This is a genomic window from Maribacter litoralis, from assembly GCF_902506355.1.
In the GTDB taxonomy this organism is placed as follows: Bacteria; Bacteroidota; Bacteroidia; order Flavobacteriales; family Flavobacteriaceae; genus Maribacter; species Maribacter litoralis.
Genome location: NZ_LR733271.1, coordinates 3,380,309 through 3,404,032 on the forward strand (window position 1 = coordinate 3,380,309; position 23,724 = coordinate 3,404,032).

General features: G+C 35.2%; 22 protein-coding genes. 15 read left to right on the plus strand and 7 right to left on the minus strand.

Translation table 11 applies throughout. From position 1 onward, the window contains the following. Positions 1 to 31: 31 nt before the first annotated feature. Positions 32 to 862 (minus strand): SAM hydrolase/SAM-dependent halogenase family protein, encoded by an 831-nt coding sequence (locus EXIGUO8A_RS14150; protein WP_159303640.1) that lies wholly within the window; start codon positions 860 to 862, stop codon positions 32 to 34. Between the two features lie 130 nt (positions 863 to 992). Between EXIGUO8A_RS14150 and EXIGUO8A_RS14155 the strand changes: the two genes are divergently transcribed. Then, entirely contained in the window at positions 993 to 1,946 is a 954-nt protein-coding gene (locus EXIGUO8A_RS14155; protein ID WP_116772190.1) for a PhoH family protein, read from the plus strand. Positions 1,947 to 1,954: 8 nt separating this feature from the next. Continuing rightward, positions 1,955 to 2,911 (plus strand): phosphoribosylaminoimidazolesuccinocarboxamide synthase, encoded by a 957-nt coding sequence (locus tag EXIGUO8A_RS14160; protein WP_159303641.1) that lies wholly within the window; start codon positions 1,955 to 1,957, stop codon positions 2,909 to 2,911. Between the two features lie 2 nt (positions 2,912 to 2,913). On the opposite strand, the gene EXIGUO8A_RS14165 is transcribed toward EXIGUO8A_RS14160, so the two are convergent. The 3 genes from EXIGUO8A_RS14165 to EXIGUO8A_RS14175 all read right to left on the minus strand — a co-directional run bounded on the left by EXIGUO8A_RS14165 (position 2,914) and on the right by EXIGUO8A_RS14175 (position 6,993). Beyond that, complete coding sequence (locus EXIGUO8A_RS14165) at positions 2,914 to 3,570, minus strand: 3'-5' exonuclease (protein ID WP_159303642.1); 657 nt, start codon at positions 3,568 to 3,570, stop codon at positions 2,914 to 2,916. Beyond that, positions 3,570 to 5,489 (minus strand): DUF294 nucleotidyltransferase-like domain-containing protein, encoded by a 1,920-nt coding sequence (locus EXIGUO8A_RS14170; RefSeq protein WP_159303643.1) that lies wholly within the window; start codon positions 5,487 to 5,489, stop codon positions 3,570 to 3,572. The genes EXIGUO8A_RS14165 and EXIGUO8A_RS14170 overlap by 1 nt, the downstream gene beginning before the upstream one ends. Before the next feature lie 79 nt (positions 5,490 to 5,568). Continuing rightward, entirely contained in the window at positions 5,569 to 6,993 is a 1,425-nt protein-coding gene (locus EXIGUO8A_RS14175) for an L-serine ammonia-lyase (protein ID WP_159304481.1), read from the minus strand. A gap of 188 nt (positions 6,994 to 7,181) precedes the next feature. Here EXIGUO8A_RS14175 and dnaK point away from each other — a divergent pair, with 188 nt between their 5' ends. Beyond that, a complete protein-coding gene (dnaK, locus tag EXIGUO8A_RS14180; protein WP_116772194.1) occupies positions 7,182 to 9,086 on the plus strand; it encodes a molecular chaperone DnaK in 1,905 nt (634 codons plus the stop codon). A 102-nt stretch (positions 9,087 to 9,188) separates the two neighbouring features. Further along, a complete protein-coding gene (locus EXIGUO8A_RS14185; protein WP_159303644.1) occupies positions 9,189 to 10,118 on the plus strand; it encodes a hypothetical protein in 930 nt (309 codons plus the stop codon). Positions 10,119 to 10,120: 2 nt separating this feature from the next. On the opposite strand, the gene EXIGUO8A_RS14190 is transcribed toward EXIGUO8A_RS14185, so the two are convergent. Then, the gene (locus tag EXIGUO8A_RS14190) at positions 10,121 to 10,678 is read right to left on the minus strand and encodes a GNAT family N-acetyltransferase (protein WP_159303645.1); all 558 of its coding nucleotides are present in this window, start codon (positions 10,676 to 10,678) and stop codon (positions 10,121 to 10,123) included. After that, positions 10,678 to 11,319, minus strand: a complete 642-nt coding sequence (locus tag EXIGUO8A_RS14195; RefSeq protein ID WP_159303646.1) for an alpha/beta hydrolase — start codon at positions 11,317 to 11,319, stop codon at positions 10,678 to 10,680. The genes EXIGUO8A_RS14190 and EXIGUO8A_RS14195 overlap by 1 nt, the downstream gene beginning before the upstream one ends. Positions 11,320 to 11,383: 64 nt before the next feature. On the opposite strand from EXIGUO8A_RS14195, the gene EXIGUO8A_RS14200 reads away from it, so the two are divergent. The 9 genes from EXIGUO8A_RS14200 to EXIGUO8A_RS14240 all read left to right on the plus strand — a co-directional run bounded on the left by EXIGUO8A_RS14200 (position 11,384) and on the right by EXIGUO8A_RS14240 (position 20,892). Beyond that, positions 11,384 to 11,806: a PaaI family thioesterase gene (locus EXIGUO8A_RS14200; RefSeq protein ID WP_159303647.1), complete on the plus strand. Its 423-nt coding sequence runs from the start codon at positions 11,384 to 11,386 to the stop codon at positions 11,804 to 11,806. A gap of 1 nt (position 11,807) precedes the next feature. Beyond that, positions 11,808 to 12,920, plus strand: coding sequence for a chorismate-binding protein (locus tag EXIGUO8A_RS14205; protein ID WP_159303648.1), 1,113 nt, complete (start codon positions 11,808 to 11,810; stop codon positions 12,918 to 12,920). Positions 12,921 to 12,969: 49 nt separating this feature from the next. After that, entirely contained in the window at positions 12,970 to 14,721 is a 1,752-nt protein-coding gene (gene menD, locus EXIGUO8A_RS14210; RefSeq protein ID WP_159303649.1) for a 2-succinyl-5-enolpyruvyl-6-hydroxy-3-cyclohexene-1-carboxylate synthase, read from the plus strand. 34 nt (positions 14,722 to 14,755) lie between these two features. Continuing rightward, positions 14,756 to 15,100, plus strand: coding sequence for a DUF2853 family protein (locus EXIGUO8A_RS14215; protein WP_071341864.1), 345 nt, complete (start codon positions 14,756 to 14,758; stop codon positions 15,098 to 15,100). A gap of 92 nt (positions 15,101 to 15,192) precedes the next feature. Continuing rightward, positions 15,193 to 16,029 carry a CvfB family protein gene (locus EXIGUO8A_RS14220; RefSeq protein WP_116772201.1) on the plus strand — a complete coding sequence of 279 codons (837 nt, stop codon included), beginning with the start codon at positions 15,193 to 15,195 and terminating at the stop codon, positions 16,027 to 16,029. A gap of 170 nt (positions 16,030 to 16,199) precedes the next feature. Beyond that, positions 16,200 to 16,808, plus strand: coding sequence for an SPOR domain-containing protein (locus EXIGUO8A_RS14225; RefSeq protein WP_159303650.1), 609 nt, complete (start codon positions 16,200 to 16,202; stop codon positions 16,806 to 16,808). Beyond that, complete coding sequence (menA, locus tag EXIGUO8A_RS14230; protein WP_159303651.1) at positions 16,808 to 17,716, plus strand: 1,4-dihydroxy-2-naphthoate octaprenyltransferase; 909 nt, start codon at positions 16,808 to 16,810, stop codon at positions 17,714 to 17,716. The genes EXIGUO8A_RS14225 and menA overlap by 1 nt, the downstream gene beginning before the upstream one ends. Before the next feature lie 32 nt (positions 17,717 to 17,748). After that, positions 17,749 to 18,516, plus strand: a complete 768-nt coding sequence (locus tag EXIGUO8A_RS14235) for a LytR/AlgR family response regulator transcription factor (protein WP_116772204.1) — start codon at positions 17,749 to 17,751, stop codon at positions 18,514 to 18,516. Positions 18,517 to 18,939: 423 nt separating this feature from the next. Continuing rightward, positions 18,940 to 20,892 (plus strand): histidine kinase dimerization/phosphoacceptor domain -containing protein, encoded by a 1,953-nt coding sequence (locus EXIGUO8A_RS14240; protein ID WP_236564496.1) that lies wholly within the window; start codon positions 18,940 to 18,942, stop codon positions 20,890 to 20,892. Between the two features lies 1 nt (position 20,893). On the opposite strand, the gene EXIGUO8A_RS14245 is transcribed toward EXIGUO8A_RS14240, so the two are convergent. Further along, the gene (locus EXIGUO8A_RS14245) at positions 20,894 to 21,679 is read right to left on the minus strand and encodes an SDR family oxidoreductase (protein ID WP_159303653.1); all 786 of its coding nucleotides are present in this window, start codon (positions 21,677 to 21,679) and stop codon (positions 20,894 to 20,896) included. A 54-nt stretch (positions 21,680 to 21,733) separates the two neighbouring features. On the opposite strand from EXIGUO8A_RS14245, the gene EXIGUO8A_RS14250 reads away from it, so the two are divergent. Then, entirely contained in the window at positions 21,734 to 22,786 is a 1,053-nt protein-coding gene (locus EXIGUO8A_RS14250) for an o-succinylbenzoate synthase (RefSeq protein ID WP_159303654.1), read from the plus strand. Next, positions 22,777 to 23,724, plus strand: coding sequence for a CPBP family intramembrane glutamic endopeptidase (locus EXIGUO8A_RS14255; protein WP_159303655.1), 948 nt, complete (start codon positions 22,777 to 22,779; stop codon positions 23,722 to 23,724). The genes EXIGUO8A_RS14250 and EXIGUO8A_RS14255 overlap by 10 nt, the downstream gene beginning before the upstream one ends.

Sequence of the window (23,724 nt, forward strand, 5' to 3'; positions counted from 1 at the left end):
CAACCTACACAATAAATCTACACTGTAATGGCTATTCAAAATCTACCATTATAGTGTCTCTATAATCTAACCCTAAAAGGGTAGAGGCTCCACCAACGGTTGTAAGGTTGCTTTTAAATATAGCCAATTCTATGTATTCTGACGAATTAAAAATTGCCAATAGGTCTCCCGCACTTTTTCTATGATTCTTCTCTACACTATAGTCTATAAAGTCATTATAGGCTTTGTGAATCGTATTGATTTTATGATTACGAGCCAAAAGGGTGTAATTTCTATCTTTTCTGTAAGCATCGAATAGATTTTTTCTAATATTCGTTACTACATTACCATAGTTATCAATATAAATGACACTGCCAATAATTTTCTTGCCATCTTCTACGATTCTAGGCGCAAATTCCCTTAAATTCTTTAAATCTGTAAAAGGCTTGCCTACCAATTCTAAAGTACCACCACGTGCTATATGACAGGCAACCTGTATAAAGACATTAAGAACGGGGAATGAGTTTGCGATTGAATCTGGTAAGTGTATTTCAAATACTTTTTCCGGAGTCATTTCAGATGTGATAAGCCCAATGACACCGGTGTTTGCGCTTATAAAGTAATGTCCGTTGACTAAAGCTACAATGTGCTTGTTGTCTGGAGTTTCTTCAGAATCTACACCAACAATATGTATAGTGCCTTTAGGGAAACTGTTGTATGAATTAGATAAAATATATGCACATTCTTGAATGTTGAACGGCATGATATCATGCGAAATATCAACAATTTTCGCATCGGGCAATTCGGTATATATGGAGCCTTTTAAAACAGCTACAAAGTGATCTTTTAATCCGAAATCTGTTGTTAGGGTGATTATTGCCATACAGCAATGTTGATATGTTTTTGGTTAGTCAAACTTAAAATTTGCTTAAATTTGATATACAAAACTAAACAAAAAAACAGCGATTAGAAATTAATATTCGCTAACTATAAATCATTATAAAAACGACTGTTTGAACGAGATAATTCTAGAACTTACCGAAATTAGCCCAAGAGAATTTTTTGGGCAGCAAAACGAGCATATTGATTTATTGAAAAAGTACTTTCCGAAGTTGAAAATTGTTGCCCGTGGCAATAAAATCAAAGCCTTTGGAGACGAAGAACTTTTAGAAGAGTTTGAAAGGCGGTTCGATTTACTTACCCAGCATTTCATAAAGTACAATAAGTTGGACGAAAATAGCATTGAACGTGTACTCACAAGTTCAGATGACCAAGAGCTACAATCGTCAAAAAATAGCGGAGAAACTTTGGTACACGGTGTCAGCGGCAGATTAATAAAAGCGCAGACCGCCAACCAACGTCGTTTGGTAGATGCCTCTAAAAAGAACGATATGGTTTTCGCTATTGGCCCGGCCGGTACAGGAAAAACATATACCGGTGTAGCGCTAGCAGTAAAAGCGTTAAAAGAAAAACAGGTCAAGAAAATTATTTTGACAAGACCAGCTGTTGAAGCTGGGGAAAATCTTGGTTTTTTGCCGGGTGACCTAAAGGAAAAGCTGGACCCTTATATGCAGCCTTTGTATGATGCCCTTAGAGATATGATCCCTGCCGAAAAATTGGTACATTATATTGAAAACGGTACCATACAGATCGCTCCTATGGCATTTATGCGTGGTAGAACTTTAGATAATGCCTTTGTTATTCTAGATGAGGCACAAAATACCACTCATGCCCAAATGAAAATGTTTTTGACCAGAATGGGTAGAAACGCGAGATTTTTAATTACGGGAGATCCTGGGCAGATAGATTTACCGCGTAGAACAATTTCAGGGTTAAAAGAGGCTTTACTTATTTTAAACAATGTTGAGGGTATTGAGGTTATATACCTAGATGATAAAGATGTAATTCGTCATAAATTGGTTAAAAAGGTAATTGACGCATATAAGACTATTGAACATCACAATTAAAAAATTTCATGGCAAATAATACTATTTACGAAACAGAATTTAATTTTCCGGGACAAAAGGATGTCTATAAGGGCAAAGTGAGATCGGTCTATACTTTAGAGAATGATAGGTTGGTTATGATCGCTACAGATAGGTTGTCTGCATTTGATGTGGTGATGCCAAAAGGAATTCCTTACAAAGGGCAGATCTTAAATCAGATTGCTACCCAAATGATGGCATCTACAGAAGATATTGTTCCAAATTGGCTAACGGCTACTCCTGATCCCAACGTTGCCGTAGGTGTTGCCTGTGAACCTTTTAAAATTGAAATGGTAATTCGTGGCTATTTATCCGGTCATGCGGCAAGAGAATATAAATTAGGAAAAAGAATACTTTGCGGGGTTGCAATGCCCGATGGTATGAAAGAAAACGATAAATTTCCTAGTCCGATTATTACTCCTGCCACCAAAGCTGAAATGGGTGATCATGATGAAGATATTTCAAAGGAGGATATTTTAAGCAAAGGAATTGTTTCTGCTGAAGATTATGCACTTCTTGAAAAGTATACGTATGCACTCTTTCAACGAGGTACTGAAATAGCCGCAGATAGAGGGTTGATATTAGTGGATACCAAATATGAATTCGGAAAGACCAAAGACGGGGAAATTGTTTTAATCGATGAAATCCATACTCCCGATTCATCGCGATATTTTTATTCTGAAGGATACCAAGAAAGACAAGATGCAAACGAGCCTCAAAAACAACTTTCAAAAGAGTTTGTAAGACAGTGGTTGATTGCAAATGATTTCCAAGGATTGGAAGGGCAAACCGTTCCAGAAATGTCAGACGAGTATATAGAATCTGTTTCAGAAAGGTATATTGAGCTTTACGAACATATAACCGGCGAACCTTTTGTAAAAGCCGATACTACTCATATTCACGATAGGATCAATAGAAATGTTTTAAATTATTTAGAGAGCTTATAAAGCTATCTAAGTAAAGACTTAAGGGAAAAGTTTTTCTTTTCTTTTAAACGCGATATAATCTTTAAAAAGGCGACTGCTGTAATATAAGCGTCGCCTAATGCGGTATGTCTATCTTTTCTGGAGATAGAAAATTTTTCTGCAAGTTCGTCTAATGAGTAGTTAGATTTTGGTTGTACTAAATAAGATTTTATGAGTGTTTTTTTATAAATGACACCCGTATCAAGTACCGTATTTTTCAGTTTAGGCAATCCATGTCTCTCTAAAGCAGTGTTTAGCATACCCATATCAAACCCTGCATGGTGGGCGACAATAATTGCATTACCAACATATTCAAGGAATTTTTGCATTGCTGAAATTTCACTTATACAATCTCTTTGACCGTTTTTTAATAAGCCATGTACATGCACTGTCTCTTTATTGAATTTCTCTTGCTCTAAATAGATGTCGAATACATCTTGAACAGAGATTATCTCTTTTTTGATTTTTACGGCCCCAATAGATAATATACGATCTTCTTCAAAGCTAAAACCGGTGGTTTCAGTGTCAAGAACAACAAAAACCAAGTCATCAAAATTTTTACTTTGAGTTTCCTTGAATAGATTCTCATAGCTTTTCCAAAAATCCGGAAGATTCTTTGGCGTTTTTTTAAATAGTCCCATTAACCTAAAATATTAGTGACTTTAAAACGTAGCGTAATTAATTCTTGTATTTCTTTGATGGCTTTGAAAGTACGCTTTAATTTCATTTTCTCTTGTTTTGTCAACTGTTCCAGCTCAATAAACCTCCCAGAATCATGATGTGACAAACCTTGTTTGGTCCTAAATTTTAATAAGGCCTTTGTGGCGTACGAACAAGCTAAATAAAGCTCTTTGTTGTTCGGTTCTAATTCAGCTAATTTTTCATAGCGTTCCCAAGTATTGCTAATTGCTTTTACTGAGTGGGACAAAATAAGCACTCTTGCCGCATCGATCAAAGGTCTTAACGCTCTGCTTTTTAAATCGAAGAAATCTTTATGTTGACCATCTTGTTCTACCAGAAACTGTCTGAAAAATCCGGTGGGCGAAGGACTCTGTAGTGCTCCGTTCGCTAAATGCACTAAAAATATAGGATACTTATCTACGGTTCTAAAAATGTGATCGGACATATTATCCAACAAACTTCGTTCGCCATAGGCCAAGCTATAATCGAAAAATATGGAAGACATCAATACTTCATTGGGTCCAGGGTTACTGATCCAGTAAGATAATTTGTTTTTCCATTCTTGTAGGCTTAGGCACCATTTGGGGTTAGAAGCCATCATGTCGGCAGGGCAATATTCGTAACCAATTACATTTAAAGCCTTTGTTACGTGTTTTGAAAGTTCTAAAAAATAAGTGGTAGTCTTTGGTAAATCTTCCTCTGGTACATCTTCAAATACCAATGCATTATCTTGATCTGTATGCAAAAGTTGTTCACTTCTACCTTGGCTTCCTAAAGCCAACCATGCAAACTTTACGGGTGGAGGAGAACCCATTTTGTTGATGGATATTTCTACAACTTGTTTTATACATGTATCGTTCAGTTCAGATATGATTTTGGCAATTATTCCTAAAGGAATGTTTTGCTCCAAGTATCCCGCTAAAAGTACCATTATGCTCTTTCTAAGCTGCTTTATCTTTTTTGTTCGAGTAGCACGCTTTATGGCTTTGACTAAAACAGCAGGGTTGTCACCCAAGGAGACCATTAAGTCATGTTTAGATAATATGCCTAATGCAGCTGTATTCGGTGTGCCATCTTCCGTAATGACCAAATGACTGATGTTACTCTTCATCATAGCCATTTGAGCTTGGGTTATGGTTAGGTTTTTTGGATAGGTAATTACAGGGGAGGCCATTATTGTTTTTACCGATGCCGTAATGGGCTGCTTTCCTGTAATAACTTTATTTCTAAAATCTTTATCTGTAATAATGCCAACAGGTAATTCTTTGCTGACCACGAGTATGGATCCAATTTGCTTTTTGGTCATTAGCTCGGCAGCCTTTTGTATGCTTGTTCTAGTTGAGCAAGTAATCAGTTTTTTAGAATAACTTGCTAATTGCAAATCTGGTAGAACAACTTCTTTATTGATCTCTTCATTATCTTCAATATCATAAAGCTGTCCCTTTTGACTTTTTGCATACGGATTACGGGTATTAGAGGCAAAACTCTCCATTAAAAAAATAGTTACCTGCTCGTTCTGTTTTGCGATAGGTTTAAAAAGATCTATTGGAATTCCGTAAATAATGGATTCCTCATGAGCTCTGGCTTCTAGTTTGTAATTTTCATTTGCAAAAAGTGGTCTTAGACCAAATATATCGCCTTCGTCACAGTAGTCTAGTATGTTTGAAGTTGCAGGGTTGTTCAATGTTACCGCACCTTTATGTACCATATAGAAATGTGAATGTTGGTTTTCATCTACCGTAAAAATGATACTATTTTTCTCCTTATATACAATGATAACCTGTTCGGCTAACTGAAATAAAGATGTGTTGTCAAGTACATTGAACGGGGGATAGTTTTTAATGAAATCCGCGACCCTTTCAGAAATAAGATTTTTCATAAATTAAAGTTAGCTGAATAATCCTTGATATAAAAGGAGATGTTATTAACGATTGTATTTACTGATAAAACCGGAACATTTAACAATCACTCAAGAAAACACCCACTGCTAAGCCACCTTCTGAGGTTTCTTTATATTTTGAATTCATGTCCTTAGCGGTTTCCCACATGGTCTGTACCACTTTATCTAGTGGGACTTTAGCTGCAGAAGGGTCAGAACCCAATGCTAGTTCTGCAGCATTGATCGCTTTTATGGCACCCATGGAATTCCTTTCTATACATGGTATCTGTACTAGTCCGCCAATGGGGTCACAGGTAAGTCCCAAATGATGTTCCATTGCTATTTCTGCCGCCATTAGTACTTGTTCTGGCGTGCCACCCAGTAACTCGGTCAGCGCACCTGCTGCCATTGCAGATGATACGCCTATCTCGGCTTGGCATCCACCCATTGCGGCTGAGATTGTAGCTCCTTTTTTAAAGATGCTACCAATTTCTCCTGCAACTAATAAGAACTGTTTTATATGTTCGAAATTGCCTGCATGGTTCTCAATGACCATATAATACATTAATACGGCAGGTATAATGCCCGCACTGCCATTGGTCGGTGCGGTTACCACACGGCCTAGAGATGCATTTACTTCATTTACACTTAAGGCAAAACAGCTTACCCATTGTAAAATTTGCCTAAACTTCACTTCTGTTTGTCTAATACTTTGTAGCCATTCTTGTGGGGAGGAGTAGGGAAGGTCACTCTTTAATTTATTGTGCATTTCAAAAGCCCTACGCTTTACATTTAATCCACCGGGCAAAGTTCCTTCGGTATGGCATCCGGTGTACATACATTCAAGCATGGTAGCCCAAATTCTATTGAGCTCATGATCTATAATTTCTTTATCCCTTAAAGAAAGTTCGTTTTGCAAAACAAGGTCAGATATCTTTACACCTTCACTTTTACAGAATTCGAGCAATTCAGTGCCCTTTTGCACAGGAAAAGGAAACTTTTTGAACATGTCAACTTTTCGCTTGGCATTTTTTCTGTCTTCACCAACTACAAACCCGCCACCAATGGAATAATAGGTTTTGGATATTTTTTTACCGGATATCAATTTTGCCTGAAATTTTAATCCGTTAGCATGAAAGGGTAAAAACTTTTTATTGAATATAATATGCTTGCTTGGATCAAAGGTGATGCTGTATTTACCATCTAAGAGTAACACATGGTCGTTCTTGATGGTCTTTATTAGCGGGTCTATGGTTTCTATAGGTACTAATTCGGGATCTGCACCTAGTAAGCCTAGCATTACGGCATAATCTGTGGCATGGCCTCTACCTGTTAAAGAAAGAGAGCCATAAAGATGAACCTCTACTTCTTCTACTTTTTCAAGATTGTTTTTAGAGTTTAAACGTGCCAGCCAACGTTCTGCGGCGCGCCATGGTCCAAGAGTATGTGAGCTTGAAGGCCCTACGCCTATCTTTAACATATCAAAGACACTAATGCTTTCTATCTCCAAATCTTATCGGTTTTTGTAGGCTAAGTTACAATGTTTCGATAACCTTTTTACTATACTAAATTGGCATATTTATTATAGGTTGAAACATAATAATGACATCATGTCAGTTTTTTGTGCTTGGCATATTGTTTGTCATTTACTAAGCGATTGTAAAATAAAGCACTTAATTTAAAACATATAAAATGAGTAAGATTATAGGAATAGATTTGGGTACTACCAACTCCTGTGTTTCCGTAATGGAAGGTAATGAGCCAGTGGTAATTCCAAATGCAGAAGGAAAAAGAACTACACCATCTGTCATCGCTTTTGTTGATGGAGGTGAAATTAAAGTTGGTGATCCGGCAAAAAGACAAGCGGTAACCAACCCTCATAAAACCATTTATTCTATTAAAAGGTTTATGGGTAATAAATATTCAGAGTCTAGTAAAGAAGCTGGTAGAGTACCTTATAAAGTAGTAAAAGGTGATAATGATACACCAAGAGTAGATATTGATGGTCGTTTATATTCTCCACAAGAATTATCTGCAATGATTCTTCAGAAAATGAAGAAAACTGCAGAAGACTATTTAGGTCAAGATGTTTCTCGTGCGGTAATTACTGTACCTGCATATTTTAACGATGCGCAGAGACAAGCTACTAAAGAAGCTGGTGAAATTGCTGGTTTAACCGTAGAGCGTATCATTAACGAACCTACCGCGGCATCTTTGGCTTATGGTATGGATAAAAAAGATACTGATCAGAAGATAGTTGTTTTTGACTTTGGTGGTGGTACACATGATGTATCTATCTTAGAGTTGGGTGACGGTGTATTTGAAGTTTTGGCTACCGATGGTGATACACACTTAGGTGGTGATGATGTTGATCAGAAGATTATAGATTGGTTGGCAGAAGAGTTCAAAGCAGAGGAAAGCTTAGATTTAAGAGATGATTCAATGGCTTTACAACGTTTGCGTGAAGCAGCTGAAAAAGCTAAGATAGAGTTGTCATCATCTGCACAGACAGAAATTAATTTACCATATGTAACGGCTACAGCTTCTGGACCAAAGCACTTGGTAAGAACTTTAACGAGATCTAAGTTTGAGCAATTAATTGCTGATTTGGTTAAGAGAACTATTGAGCCATGTGAAACTGCAATGAAAGCAGCGGGACTTTCTAAGAGCGATATTGATGAAATTATCTTAGTTGGTGGTTCTACAAGAATACCAGCTGTACAAGAGGCAGTTGAGAAATTCTTTGGGAAGAAACCTTCTAAAGGTGTTAACCCAGATGAGGTTGTTGCAATTGGTGCAGCTATTCAAGGTGGGGTTTTAACTGGTGATGTTAAAGATGTATTGTTATTGGATGTTACACCACTTTCATTAGGTATTGAAACTATGGGTAGTGTAATGACCAAGTTGATAGAGGCAAATACTACGATACCAACTAAAAAGTCTCAGGTATTCTCTACAGCAGCGGATAACCAACCATCGGTTGAAATTCATGTGTTGCAAGGTGAAAGACCAATGGCGAATGATAACAAGACCATCGGTAGATTCCATTTAGACGGTATTCCACCAGCAAAAAGAGGTACTCCACAAATTGAAGTAACTTTTGATATTGATGCTAACGGTATCATTAAGGTATCTGCGACTGATAAGGCTACAGGTAAATCTCAAGATATTCGTATTGAAGCTTCTTCTGGTTTAACCGAAGAGGAAATCAAAAAGATGAAAGCTGAAGCTGAAGCAAATGCCGAGTCTGATAAGAAAGCGAAAGAAACTGCCGATAAGCTTAATGAAGCTGATGGTATGATTTTCCAGACCGAGAAGCAGTTAGAGGAATTTGGTGATAAATTATCTGATGATAAGAAAAAACCAATTGAAGAGGCTTTAACAGAATTGAAAGCTGCTTACGAGACGAAAGACATAGCGGTTATTACACCAGCTTTAGATAAGATCAACGAAGCTTGGAAAGTAGCATCTGAAGAAATGTACAAAGCGCAAGCTGATGCCCAAGGTGCCGGTGCTCCTCAAGGAGAGCCAACTGCAGACAGCGGTGCTTCTGAAGGTGATAATGTTGAAGACGTAGACTTCGAAGAGGTTAAATAATATAACTTTAACTTGATATATAAAAGGGACGGTATTTACCGTCCCTTTTTACTTTTACGGTAATTTATTTTGAACCAAGTATTATTAAACTAATTTTACAGTATGATTAGAAATTACTTTCAAACATTTTTTACTGTTTTCATTTCGGTTCTAGGAACAATACAAGGACAGGAGATACAAATTCTTACCGTTGAAGATTTTGATTTAATGGGCGATGTAAAAAAATGTTTGGTGAGTACCGACTATGGTAAAGAAGAATACGACTTTAATAAAAACGGTTTGCTGACAAAGTCGGTTACCAGGTATAATGAACAAGATTATGATGTGGTTTATTATAAGTATAGTAAAGGAGAGCTTTTGGAAAAGCGTTCTGAATCGTACAGAAACAACACGTTTGATGCCAGTACATCTATAGCACACTTTTATGAAATAGACTCAACGGATAATATAAAAATTCAAGAACGTATATTCTCATATGACAAACAGTTTATCGATGAATATATCTATTACTATGATGAGTTTGGTGATATCATTAGCATCAAAAGAACCAATAACGATGGTACCGATGTTACCCAAGTCGAACATAAAAAATTTAAAGGGGAAAATACGGTAACCTATTTGTTAAACGACCTACCGATAAAATCTATTCGTACTTCTACTCTAAAGCCAAAGAATAAACCTGCACAAAATGTAGTTTTGACCAAGGAGTATTTAAATGGCGAAGAAAATTTTGCTTTTGAAGAGGTATATAGCTTAGACGGAAAATTAATGGCTCAGCAGGAATTTGAATATGATACGTCTGCCAAGAAATTTGTACCAACAACTAGAACTACATATGAGTACGATCAAAAAGGCATGTTGGTTGCTGAAACCGCTAAAAGGGGAGCCGGAATCATAAAAAAAGAATACATTTATCAGTATGACAATTCTGAGGTAGGTAATTGGGTAAAGCAAATAGTGACACCAGATAATACGTATACCACAAGAAAAATATCTTACTATCCACCACAATTAAAAACTGACGAAGAATAATGTTATTCGCTATTCTTTAACCATTCATCGCGTAGTAATCCATAACAGCACGTATTTCTTTTAAAACCATTTAATAAGTAGACATCTTTACGTAAAATGCCCTCTAAAGTGCATCCTAATTTTTCTACAGCCTTTCTAGAGGCGATATTTCGCTCATCTACTCTAAATTCTACTTTTTCAAAATCTAAGGTCGTAAAGGCATAGTCTAGCATTAAATTTTTCATTTGAGTGTTTAGTCCCGTGCCTTGAAACTCACGACCGATCCATGTAGAGCCTATGTGCAGTACTTTGTTTCTGTGGTTCATATTCATATAACGGGTGCATCCTGCAAACGCTTTATTTTGTTTGTCATATATAATAAAAGGAATGCTAGTGCCAGCTTTTACCTGCTGTATGGCTATTTCAACATAGTTTTTTAAGCCGTTTGGTGTAGCTATGTCCGATGGAGAATATTGAACTAGATTTTCTTGTGATGCAACAGGAATCAATGATTCGAAATTTTGCAAAGTAAGCGGACTTAATTTGACCCTTTCATTTTCTAAAATTATTTGACTGCTCATTATACAAGTTGGTTTATTATTTCTTTTTTTACTTCGTGTGCACCGTTAAAACTAATGTGACGCAAATTTTCTTCGAATAACGAATTAAGTTTTTCGCTTTCTTTTAATAGTCGTTCTGGACTAAGATATTCATCTTTATCTCCAATTATAGAAATGATTTCAGTGTCCCTCTTTAAAAAGTTAAAATCTGTTTTTTGCAATTCATTTGGTAAACCGCCCGCATACAGAATCAATTTTGAACATTGTATTTTAGAGTGTGACAAGTATCTAGTAGCTACAGATACTCCTTGAGAGAATCCAAAAAAAATAATTTTACAAGTAGATGGTAAATTTTCGTTTCCAAGTACGGCATCAAGGTAATTGAAAAGATTTGATGTTTCTAAAGCAGTATTTTCTTTGGTCAACCAACTGGCTCCTACATGTTTATATTCATTTTTTAAATAATATTTCGAAGGAGCTTGAGGGGCAATAATATAGTTTTGATCCTTTGGTAATTCGTTAAAATATTTCAGAAAAAACCGACTTAAAAAACCTATGCCATGAAAAACTATCCAAACATATTTCGTTTTGCTACTTAATTCATTTAAAGTCTCGTAGGTATTGGTAGTTTCGTAAGAGACCTTTTTTATCTGTTGGTTCATAAGATGCACAATTGTATTCAGCTTTTCTGTTGGTAATGTAATGCTTAATTTTACAAAAAAAAGGATGAACGACTACAAAGAAAAAATTCTAAAGATTTGTAACGAAACTTCTAAGAATACCTTAATGGAAACCTTGGATATTGAATATATCGATGTAGGGGAAGATTTTTTATTGGCTAAAATGCCTGTTTCGCCTAAAGTTCATCAGCCTGATGGTGTTTTGCATGGTGGTGCCTCTGTAGCATTGGCAGAAAGTGTTGGTAGTGCTGCATCTTATATTTTTTTAGACGGCAATAAATATTTTGTTAGAGGGTTGGAAATTTCAGCCAACCATGTAAAGAGCGTTAAAGATGGTTTTGTGTATGCCAAAGCTACCATTTTACACAAAGGGCGAACCACACAACTTTGGGAGATTAAAATCACTAATGAGGCAGATCAATTGATATCCCTTTGTAAATTAACAACCATAGCATTACCTAAGAGCTAGTATGGCACAAGAACTTTTTGATCGTGCTGCAATGTGCTTGAAAGAGCAGCAGCCTTTTGTGTTATATAGAAAGCCAAATACAACGGAGCTTATTGGGGTATTTCAACAGACAGATGAGGTTCATATAGTACAAGATTTTACCGAAAGTGGCTTTGTTTTTGCCCCTTTCGATTTAAACTCCAATGCCATTTTATTGAAAATGGACACTGTTTTGAAGGGGACTTTTGATTCTTTCGATGGAGAAGGGGTAAATACGGATAGTATAATAATTGATGAATCACACGATAAACCTCGGTACCTCGATATAATCACGAAGGCTATAGGTCAAATCAATGAAGGTCGTTTTAATAAGGTTGTACTATCCCGTAAAATTGAAGTAACGAACCACGAGAATGATCTTGAAATTTATAAAAGATTATTGAACGCATATCAAAAGGCGTTCTGTTATTTATGGTATCACCCAAAAGTCGGGGCGTGGATGGGTGCAACTCCCGAGATACTTGTAAAAACTAATGGTTCTCAGTTTACCACAATGTCTTTGGCAGGTACCAAAAGCTTTATCGATTTAGAGGAACCCAATTGGTCGGAAAAAGAATTGCATGAACAGCAATTGGTAACCGATTATATTTTAGATGCTTTGAAAGATGAGGTGGTATCGATAAAAAGTTCTCAAAGAGAATCGGTAAGAGCAGGTCAACTTTGGCACCTTCGCACCGAAATGAAAGGGACTTTTGCTCCCAATAAATTCGGATCGGTTTTAAAGGCATTGCATCCAACACCTGCGGTATGTGGTACGCCTTTGCTCGAGGCAAAAGATTTTATTCTGAACAATGAAATGTATGATCGTTCTTTCTATACTGGTTTTCTAGGAGAGCTTAATATTAAGTCTGAATTAGCAAGAAACAGAAACAGGAAGAATCAAGAAAATAGTGCTTACCGAAGTGTCATGAAAACTTCTGAGCTTTTTGTAAATCTACGTTGTATGCAGCTACTTAAAGATAAAGTTGCTATTTATGTGGGCGGAGGAATTACTGGTGAATCAAGTCCGGAAAGTGAATGGCAGGAAACCGCTTTGAAAAGCAACACAATGCTTAGGGTTTTAGGTGATAAATAGAGATCAAACTATTGGGTAATAACCTGCATTGGTCGTATTTTTGAACTACATGAAATACTCCGCTATACCTACCGCACAATCTATTGTTCTTCATTGCCAGGCAAAGAATATTTCCAATATAATAATATCACCCGGCTCTAGAAATGCACCGTTAACAATTGCGTTTGCCGAGAACCCGTTTTTCAAGTGTTTTAGTATTGTAGATGAACGTAGTGCCGCATTCTTTGCACTTGGTATGGCACAACAATTACAAGAGCCTGTAGTAGTTTTATGCACCTCTGGGAGTGCACTTTTAAATTATTACCCTGCTGTAGCAGAGGCTTTTTATAGCAATATTCCCTTAATTGTTATTTCTGCAGATAGACCCGAGTATAAATTGGGAATAGGGGATGGGCAAACTATTGATCAACGCAATGTGTTTCAAAATCATATTGGCTATTCGGCAAATCTAAAACAAGATGTTCGCCATGCGACCTCTAAAGTTTTACAGTATAAGCCAGAATGGATCTCTGAAAAATCCGTAGAAGATGTTCAAAATGAGGTGCAGATTTATAATGATCAAGAATTAAATAGGGCTATTGAAATGGCTTTGACAGCCAACAGTCCGGTTCATATAAATGCTCCCTTTGAAGAACCGTTGTACGAAACACTGTCTGAACCAACTATATCTCCAGAAATTAATGATATACCTGTTGAGGTAGTTACCAGTATTGATTTAGAAGAACACCGGAATATATGGAATACAGCTACCAAAAAAATGGTATTGGTAGGTGTAAATACTCCGAATGTTATAGATAAGAAGGTTTTAGAGTATTTGGCAAATGACCCTAGTGTTTTGGTTTTGACGGAAACAACTTCTAACATACATCACCCTAATTTTTTCAATAGTATAGATTCCTTAATTGCTCCTATAGAAATGCAATTGGATAATGATGCATTATTTGAAAAATTAAAACCCGATGTGCTGATTACTTTTGGCGGATTAATCGTTTCTAAAAAAGTAAAGGCTTTTTTAAGAAATCATAAACCAAACCATCACTGGCATATTGGTGGGCATACGGCAAACAATACTTTTTTCTGCTTAAATGAGCATCTTAAAATGCCCGTGAATCGCTTTTTTGATGCAATGTATGTTTCGCCCCATAAGGTAAATAGCGATTACTTTGTAAACTGGAATAAGGTAAAACAAGGGTATGTATTGAAAAGAGATGCATACCTTAACAAGATTCCTTTCTCTGATTTTTCAGCTTTTGATCAGTTGCTTCAATCAATACCGGATAATTACATGCTACAGTTGGCAAATAGCTCTACTATTAGATATACACAGCTATTTGAGGTGAATTCTACTCTAAAGGTATTCTGTAATAGAGGAACAAGCGGTATTGATGGCAGTACATCAACAGCGGTTGGCGCATCTTGGGTTAATAGTACGCCAACATTGCTAATTACGGGTGATCTTAGTTTTTTCTATGATAGTAATGCTTTGTGGAACAATTATGTAAAAAATGATTTTAGAATAATAGTAGTGAACAATAACGGTGGTGGTATTTTTAGAATTCTTCCGGGTAAAGATGATTCTAATGTTTTTGAAACCTATTTTGAAACTCGTCATTCCCTTTCTGCAGAACACTTATGTAACATGTTCGGTTTTGATTATAGAACGGCTAAATCTTCTCAAGAACTTAAAGAAGAAATAAACGGATTTTTTAATGAATCGGTTCGTCCTCAATTACTGGAAATTACTACACCTACATTAATAAACGATAAAATTTTGATTGATTATTTTCGTTTCATATCTTAGTGGAGTATTAACCATTAATTATAACACAATTAACATGAGTAAAAGAGACGATTTAATTGAAAAGTACGCTGCGGATATCAAAGATAAATTTGGTGAAGATGCAGATATGGACTTGCTTAAAAAAGTAACTGTAGGTTTAGGACCTTCTATTTACAATATTGATGCTTCTAAAGTATCTGGTAGCGACCAAAAAGAATTAGATACTGTTAAGAATAACTATTTGATCAAAAAATTAGGTCTTGCAGATGATTCTAAATTAGATGATGCTATCGCTACAGTTATGGAGAAATACGGTTCTTCTAACAGAAATAAGCATAGAGCTGTTATCTATTACAAGCTTTGTCAGCATTTCAATAAAGCATCTGTTTACGATAAATAGTCAGATGTTATATAATTTAGAGACCGTTATCTTTTTGGTAACGGTCTTTTTTTTGGTCCGGTGTTTAAATATTTAAAATGTAATTTTGCAGCATGATAGAATTAGGACGTATTAACAATCTTGAAATTTTAAGAGATACAAGTGTAGGTCTCTTTTTGGGAGATGAAGAGGGCAATGATGTATTGTTACCGAACAAATATGTACCTGCAGGGTACGAAATAGGGCAGAAAATAAAAGTGTTCTGTTATTTGGATTATGATGAAAGACCGGTTGCAACAACCCTTGAACCAGATATTATGTTGGGTGAGTTTCGACTGTTGCAAGTAGCGGAAGTCAATGAAATTGGAGCTTTTTTGCAATGGGGATTGGAAAAACACCTATTGGTCCCTTTTAGAGAGCAGCGTGTAAAAATGAAAGAAGGTCAATGGTACGTGGTACATTGTTATTTAGATGAGCGTTCAGGTAGATTGGTGGCATCAAATAAACTTGATAAATTTCTTAGTAATGATACCATAGATTTAAAAGAATGGGAGCAGGTAGATCTTGTGGTTACAAGGCAAACGGACCTAGGTTGGGAAGTTATAGTAAATGAAAGACATAAAGGTTTGGTTTATTTTAATGAAGTCTTTAAGCCCATTAATATTGGCGATGTAATACCGGGTTGTGTAAAAACGATCAGAAAGGATAATAAATTAGATATTTCGCTACAGCCTCTTGGAGCAAAAGTCTTAGAGCCAGCTGCCAAAAAAATCTATGAAGTATTAGTTGAAAATGGCGGATTTTTAGGTTTGCATGACAAATCTGCACCAGAAGAAATTAGAGATGTCTTTCAAATGAGCAAGAAGACTTTTAAAAAAGGGCTCGGTACACTTTACAAAGAAAGGAAGATAAAAATTGAATCTGACGGTATCACATTATCAGATGATTAACTGTTTAAATGTAGGAAAAATCTTAGATAATTGATTTTCAACGAAATAACTTAAATAATGGTCTAGTTTATTGTGATAACTTACTTTTAATTTTATTTTTGTAGTAAATGAAAAGTTATTAACAATTTTTAACTTACATTTAAGTTTTAAGCATAAAATTTCCCTTGTATATGCCTTTTATAGAAGAAAGTGATTTACTAGAATTACATAAAGATGTAGATAAAGCTCAAATTATTAATGAGCGATTATTGGATCAAATAAAATTTAAGAATAAAGAGTTAAAAAAGAGTAAGATTCAGCGTAATATTTTGGCTGGTATTACCGGTCTTTTCTTGATTGGGGGGCTTGCTTTCACTTCTTTTACTGCAGGTATCTCTAGTTCTGGTGGTTTTAATAGAAATAATAATAGCGATTTGGTTCTAACCTCAATCGATAGTGTTGATGCCTATAGAACTCGTTTAGAGAACTTAAAAGAACAAAATGAAGAGTTAAGTCTTGTAAAAGAGTTCTATCTAGCAAAAGAGTTCTTGCAAAAAGAAAAAATCTATTCTGTACAAGTAAAATCATTCGTAGACAATAATGTTACCTTGGCATCAGAAGCATTGACCAATACGCTATTTGTAAAGACCAATCCTTTTTATTCTTATTCATTAGGGAATTTTGAAACATTGGAAGAGGCACAATCTTTTAGAAAACAGTTGGTTGACCTTGGTTTTAATGATGCATTTGTGGCTTCTTATCAAGATGGAAAAAGAATACAAATAGAAGATCCATTTTAGTGACTAAAGTTAAAGCTTGGCTCAACGCAGCAAGACTTAGAACGCTTCCTTTATCAATTTCGGGTATAATAGTAGGTACTGCTTTGGCTGCGTACTATGGTGTAACCAATATAACCATTTTTGCCTTGGCATTATGCACTACAATCGGTTTACAGGTTACTTCAAATTTTGCGAACGACTATGGTGACGGAGTAAAAGGTACTGACGGTGATGATAGAATAGGACCAAAGCGTGCTTTGCAAAGTGGTCTGCTATCTGCGGCAGAATTAAAAAAAGGTATTTACATCAGTATTATAATCAATGCTGTTTTGATCGTTTCACTGATTATTACCTCTTTTGGCTTAAAGGAAATTTTATACCCTATCTTATTTTTAATGTTGGGATCTTTCGCCATATGGGCGGCTATTAAATATACCGTAGGTAAATCGGCTTATGGTTATCAAGGTCTAGGTGATGTTTTCGTATTTATATTTTTTGGGTTGGTAAGTGTATTGGGTTCTATGTTTTTGTATGTAAAATTCATAAGCCTAATTTCGGTTTTACCGTCTATCGCGATAGGTCTTTTAAGTGTTGGGGTGCTAAATCTCAATAACATGAGAGACATTAAATCAGATGCTGCTGTTGGCAAGAATACGTTGGCTGTAAAAATGGGATTGTCTCGTGCAAAAAATTATCATTATACGATACTTGTACTTTCTTTTTTGTGTTTGTTTTGTTTTCTTCTTACAACAAATGCGTCACAGCTACGTTATGTAAGTCTTGTAGGCTATATACCTGTACTGGTTCATTTAAGAAAAGTAGCACTAACAAATAAGGCTGCGGATCTTGATCCAGAGCTTAAGAAATTAGCCTTAAGTACCTTTTTTATAGCTATATTGTTTTTTATTAGTTATTATTATTTTTTGTAATTTTGAGTATAACCCACAAACCATTTTAAGTCTTGGAACAACCCATAAAAATTCTTATTGTTGAGGATAATGTAATCATCGCTGATGATATGCAATCAATGTTAGAGGAAATAGGATATGAAATAGTTGATAATGTAATTGTTTACGAGCAAGCTGTAGAGGTATTGAAAACCCAGCAGGTAGACTTAGTTCTTATTGATATCATTTTAGCCTCAGATAAAACCGGTATAGACCTAGGTAAACATATTAGGGAGAATTATGATATTCCATTCATTTTTGTGACATCTAACTCTGATCGTGCAACGGTTGAAAATGCTAAGACGGTAAAACCTAACGGTTATTTGGTAAAGCCATTTGAGCAACAAGATCTTTATACATCCATAGAAATTGCATTATCAAATTTCATTTATGGTAAGCAGAATGCAAGTAATGAAGCGCAATCAAACGGTGGTGGTAATACTGAAGATGTCGCAATGTCCAATTCAATTTTAAAGGACTCCATATTTGTTAAGAAACAACATTTATATTACAGAATTCAATTTGGTGATATTCAGTTTATAAAAGCGGATAATGTATATTTAGAAGTGAATACCGTTGATAAGAAGTTTTTGGTGAGATCTCCGTTAAAAGATTATTTAGAGAAACTTCCGCAGAATAAATTCTATAGAGCGCATAAATCTTACATAGTTAATGTGGATCATATAGACGCCATAAATTCTAAAGATATTATGATCAATAATACCTTGATACCAATTTCTAAAGATTTTAAAGAATTCATTATCTCTGCTATGAACTCATAATCCGTAAATAAAAAGTTTCAAACACCTTTTTTAAGGTGTTTTTTTTTGGAATTACCCCAGATAAAAGTAGTATTATCATCGGTAAAGTGTCTGTTTTGATCGATAAAATGCATTGTTAGATGGCATACATTCATTTCACAACAAATATTTGGGGTTACACAACAAATAATGCAATACGGTATGGGCTAATTCATAATTTTGATTTATTAATGATTGCACATTGTTTTGGACCTATTTGGATTAAACAACAAGTATTACATGCAATTTTTAATGATTTAGATAAAAGTACGTAGAACACGCTTTTTGGGGACTATTGTTAGTTAATGATGATTTAACAATGGCTCACAACAAAAATTTAGTAGAATCAGGTATTAGTTTTATGTTTGATTCCACTTTGATTGAGATATGAAAAAACCTTCTATTTTGAGAATATTATGCACTATATTTTTTAGTGTGCTAACGTGTGGCATAAATGCACAAGATAGTGTAACGGCTCAAAATGAAGATTACTACAGGCAGTTTCAAGATTTAGAGAACGGAGAATTACGTTCTTTCTTCTTTTTTAATACTCCCAATCGTTACAATCAGAATTCGCCTTATGATTGGTTAGATACTGTAAAAGTGTATTTAAACAGTTCTGAAAAAACAAAAGACTCTGTTTCCATTAGAAATTATCAGCTCATAGAATCTCAAATTTATTTTGATTTGGGCAACTATGAAAAGAGTTTGGCAATTGCTAGATCTATTTATGATGATCTGCAAAAATTAGATGTAGAATCAAAGCAAACTATTCTCCAAATTCTGGATAAGAATTATGCAATGCTTGAACTGTACGATAAGCAAATTGAAATTAGAAGGGTAAAGCGTGAACTGGGTTTGACCGATAACGTTGCTTTTTATGATATCTATGCTAGTCTTGGTCAATATAGAAAGGCGATGCGAGATTATATGACGGAGGAGAAAAAGGTGCTTAAAGATAATGACTATTATGGACAGGCTATTTACAATAATACAATAGGTAATTATTTAAGATTAGATAAGTCAACACCTACAGCACTTAGTTATTTTAAAAAGGCTGAAGGACTTATTAAGGTTTTTTTAAGTGATGTTACCAATCAACATTCCGATAAGGAAATTGCCGATGGTAGAATTTTGAATGGGGTTATTATTGGTAATATTGGTAAATGTCATGTACAGATGGCCGAATATGAGAAAGCCATACCTTTTTTAGAAGAGAGCAGAGAAATTATTAAAAAATACAATAAGGGTAAATTTTCATCCGATATTATTGAAAATACGCTGGCACTAGCAGAGTGTTATTTGAAATTAGATGACTACGCTAAAGCTACCGATTATCTTAGCGATAACATAAACCCTATTAAATCGGAAAATATTCTGAAACGAAATAGAATCTATGCCGATTATTATTTTAAAACAGGCGATTTTAAAAATTCTACGGTTTACCTTAAAAAGAATATAAGAATTAGAGATTCTATCGATGCTTTAGCATCCAATATCAAAAACCAACAATTGACTTCAGTCGTTGCCCAAGATCTAGAAAATTCTAGAAAAACCATGGAGCAGCAAAAGGCACAATTAGAGGAATCAAGAAAAGATATTAAGGCTAGGGATGATAAAATTAGTTTGGTATTCGTGTCGTTGATATTTACACTTATTGGTTTTGCAGGTTTGGTATATGCTTACCTAAAGAGTATTAAAAATCAACGTCTAATAGCCGAGCAAAAATTTATAATTGAGAATTCTTTAGTTGAGAAAGATTCGCTGTTAAAAGAGATACACCACAGGGTTAAGAATAACTTACAAATGGTTTCTAGTTTGTTGAGCCTACAAACTAAAAACACCAGGAGCAAGGCAGCAATTGCCGCCCTTGAAGAAGGTAAGAGTAGGGTGAAGGCTATGGCTCTTATACATCAGAAGTTATATCAGAATGATGATTTGTCTGTAATTGAAATGCAGGGGTATATTGAAAGCTTGATCAATAGTATTCAGTCGGTCTATAAAAAAGGTGGTCATAATATTAATATTACAATTGATGCCGAAGGTGTTGAGCTAGATATTGACAGAGCTATTCCGTTCGGACTTATATTGAATGAGTTGGTTTCTAACTCGTTTAAGTATGCTTTTCCAGATGATGATAGTAATGGCAAAATTTATATTCATCTACGTAAAATGGTAGGTCAAGAAGGTTTCTTTGAATATACCGATAATGGTATTGGTTTGCCGGAGGATACCGAAGAACGAGCGAATTCATCTATGGGTATTCGCTTAATGAATAGATTGGCTAATCAGCTTCAAACTTCTTTAAATACTGATAAGACGCAAGACGGAGTTCGTTTTTGGTTTAATTTTAAATAAGTTATCTCACTTTACTTTTCAATACAACCTTATGGAATAGTTTTGGGAAAAATCGTTTCAGATAAATTCCAAATTTTTCTTTTCCACCTATGTATGTTTCAAAACGTTTTTTTCTAATTGCCGATATAATTTCACGGGCACATTTCTCAACTGGCATTCCGTTTTCTGTGGCATTGTCTTCTTGTTGTAAGGCTGTTCCGTTTCCGGTTAAAGCATTTTTTGCAACATTGGTCTGTATAAATCCTGGGCAAATAATAGATACATCTATATTGTCCTTTTCATGTTCCATTCGTAGTGCGTCAAAGAAACCGTGTAAGGCATGTTTTGCTCCGCAATACCCTGAACGATACGGAGAGGAAAATTTACCCATTAAACTCGTAACAGTTACAAAATGACCACTTTTTTGAGCTATAAAGTGCGGTAGTACATGTTTTGTTAGTTTAACAGTACCCAAGTAATTAACATTAATCATTTGTTGGTAGACGTCAAAATTAGTTTCAATGATCAAAGAACGCTGGCTGAGTCCGCCATTATTGATTAAAACATCAACTTTTCCGAATAAAGAAAAAGCTTTTTCGGTGATGTTTCCTAGGGATTCAAAATTGGTTAAATCTAGCGGGAGTACGGTTACATTCTCTGGTAATTTACAGTTTTTCTTTACGCTTAAAAGTGCTTCTTCACGTCTTGCCGAAATAATGACTTTTGCACCTTTCGCATTCAATTGATATGATAATGCTTCTCCAATTCCTGAAGATGCGCCTGTAATCCAAATTACCTTATTTTCCATTCTTTTAAATCCATCGGTATTAAAGTGAAAATATAGCTAAATTTGGAGGATTATATGAAAGCATCTTTTAAAAAGTATATTCTCAATTTTAAAAATCCTAGTGGAACCTCTAGAGGTATTCTGCGAACAAAAGAGACTTGGTTTCTAATTTTAGAGGAAAATGGAAAATGGGGGATTGGTGAGTGCGGACTATTTAGAGGACTAAGTTTTGATGATGTACCTGAATACGAAGAAAAATGTAGTTGGGTTACAGAAAACATTCATTTAGGAGAAACGGAGTTATTGAAACATTTGCAAAATTTTCCTAGTATTCAATTTGGGGTAGAACAGGCTTTTTTATCACTTCGGTCAAATAATCCCTTTCAACTTTTTGACTCTTCTTTTTTAGACGCCCAAAAACCAATTTCTATTAACGGTTTGGTTTGGATGGGCGATAAAGATTTTATGCATCAGCAAATAGAGCAAAAGTTAAAAGATGGCTTTTCGTGTATAAAAATGAAAATTGGTGCTATAGATTTTGATACTGAAATTGCGCTACTTAAATCTATAAGGGAGCGATATTCTAAAGAAGAAATTGAACTTCGTGTAGATGCTAATGGTGCTTTTTCTCCAAAAGAAGCGTTGTCCAAATTGGAGATTTTAGCCAAACTTGATTTACATTCCATAGAACAACCTATAAAACAGGGGCAATGGAAAGAGATGCATAAACTCTGTGAAGCTACACCATTGCCAATTGCGCTAGACGAGGAATTAATTGGGGTGGTAGATGTAACAAAGAAGCAAGAGTTGCTACAAACTATACAACCACAATATATAATTTTGAAACCAAGTTTAGTAGGTGGTTTTGCTGGAAGCAATGACTGGATCGAAATTGCCGAAAAGAATCATATAGGGTGGTGGGTTACCAGTGCATTGGAAAGCAATATCGGCTTGAACGCTATAGCACAATGGACGGCAACATTAAATAATAAAATGCCACAAGGTCTGGGAACTGGGGCTTTGTTTACAAATAATATTGATAGCCCTTTAGAGGTACAAAATGGAGGTTTGTTTTATAACAGCTCTAAAGATTGGAATTCAAATTTAATGGATAGTTTATGTATATAGAACAGGCGTATAAAGGTCTAATTGATAATTGGAGATACTTGATTGGAATATTGGTAATTGTGGGTGTTTGGCAATTTCTAGGGTCATTTCCTTTGTTGGCGGCCTTGGCTTTGAAAGAAGGTGGTATGTCTGCAATGATGAGTGGCAGCATAGGAAAAATGTCTGAGGTATTGGGGTCTAATACTTTTTTGTTTTTTATGCTCTTAACTTTTGTTTTCGGACTTATTGCTGTTTTTCTGGTGGTTAAATTTTTACATCAACAATCGCTTACGGCCTTGACCACTTCGAGACCTAAAATAGATTGGAAAAGAGTTACTTTTTCTTTCTTCTTGTGGGCGTCAATTTCTGTGCTTTTTATTTTTATTGATATTTATTTTGCGCCTGAAGATTATGAATATAACTTTCAATTGGTACCTTTTTTAATTTTAGCAGTCATTGCTATAGCTATGATTCCATTACAAACCAGTATGGAAGAGTATTTAATGAGGGGGTATATGATGCAGGGGTTGGGCATACTTACTAAGAATAGATGGTTCCCGCTTGTGTTTACATCGCTGCTTTTTGGTTTACTTCATATAATGAACCCTGAAGTGGATAAATTGGGTTATGGCATATTAATTTTTTACATAGGAACAGGGCTCTTTTTGGGCATCATTACACTAATGGACCAGGGTTTAGAATTGGCGTTAGGTTTCCATGCCGCTAACAACTTAACCGCAGCACTTTTAGTAACTGCAGATTGGACAGCGTTTAGTGTAGATTCTCTATATAGAGATATTTCAGAACCTGTACTTGGTTGGGATATGCTTGTTCCTGTATTCGTTGTATTTCCTATCTTACTTTTAGTTTTTTCTAAAAAGTATGGGTGGACCAATTGGAAAGAGAAACTAACGGGGAAAGTATTATCTGAAGAAGAGTTTTTGAAGCTAGATAATTAA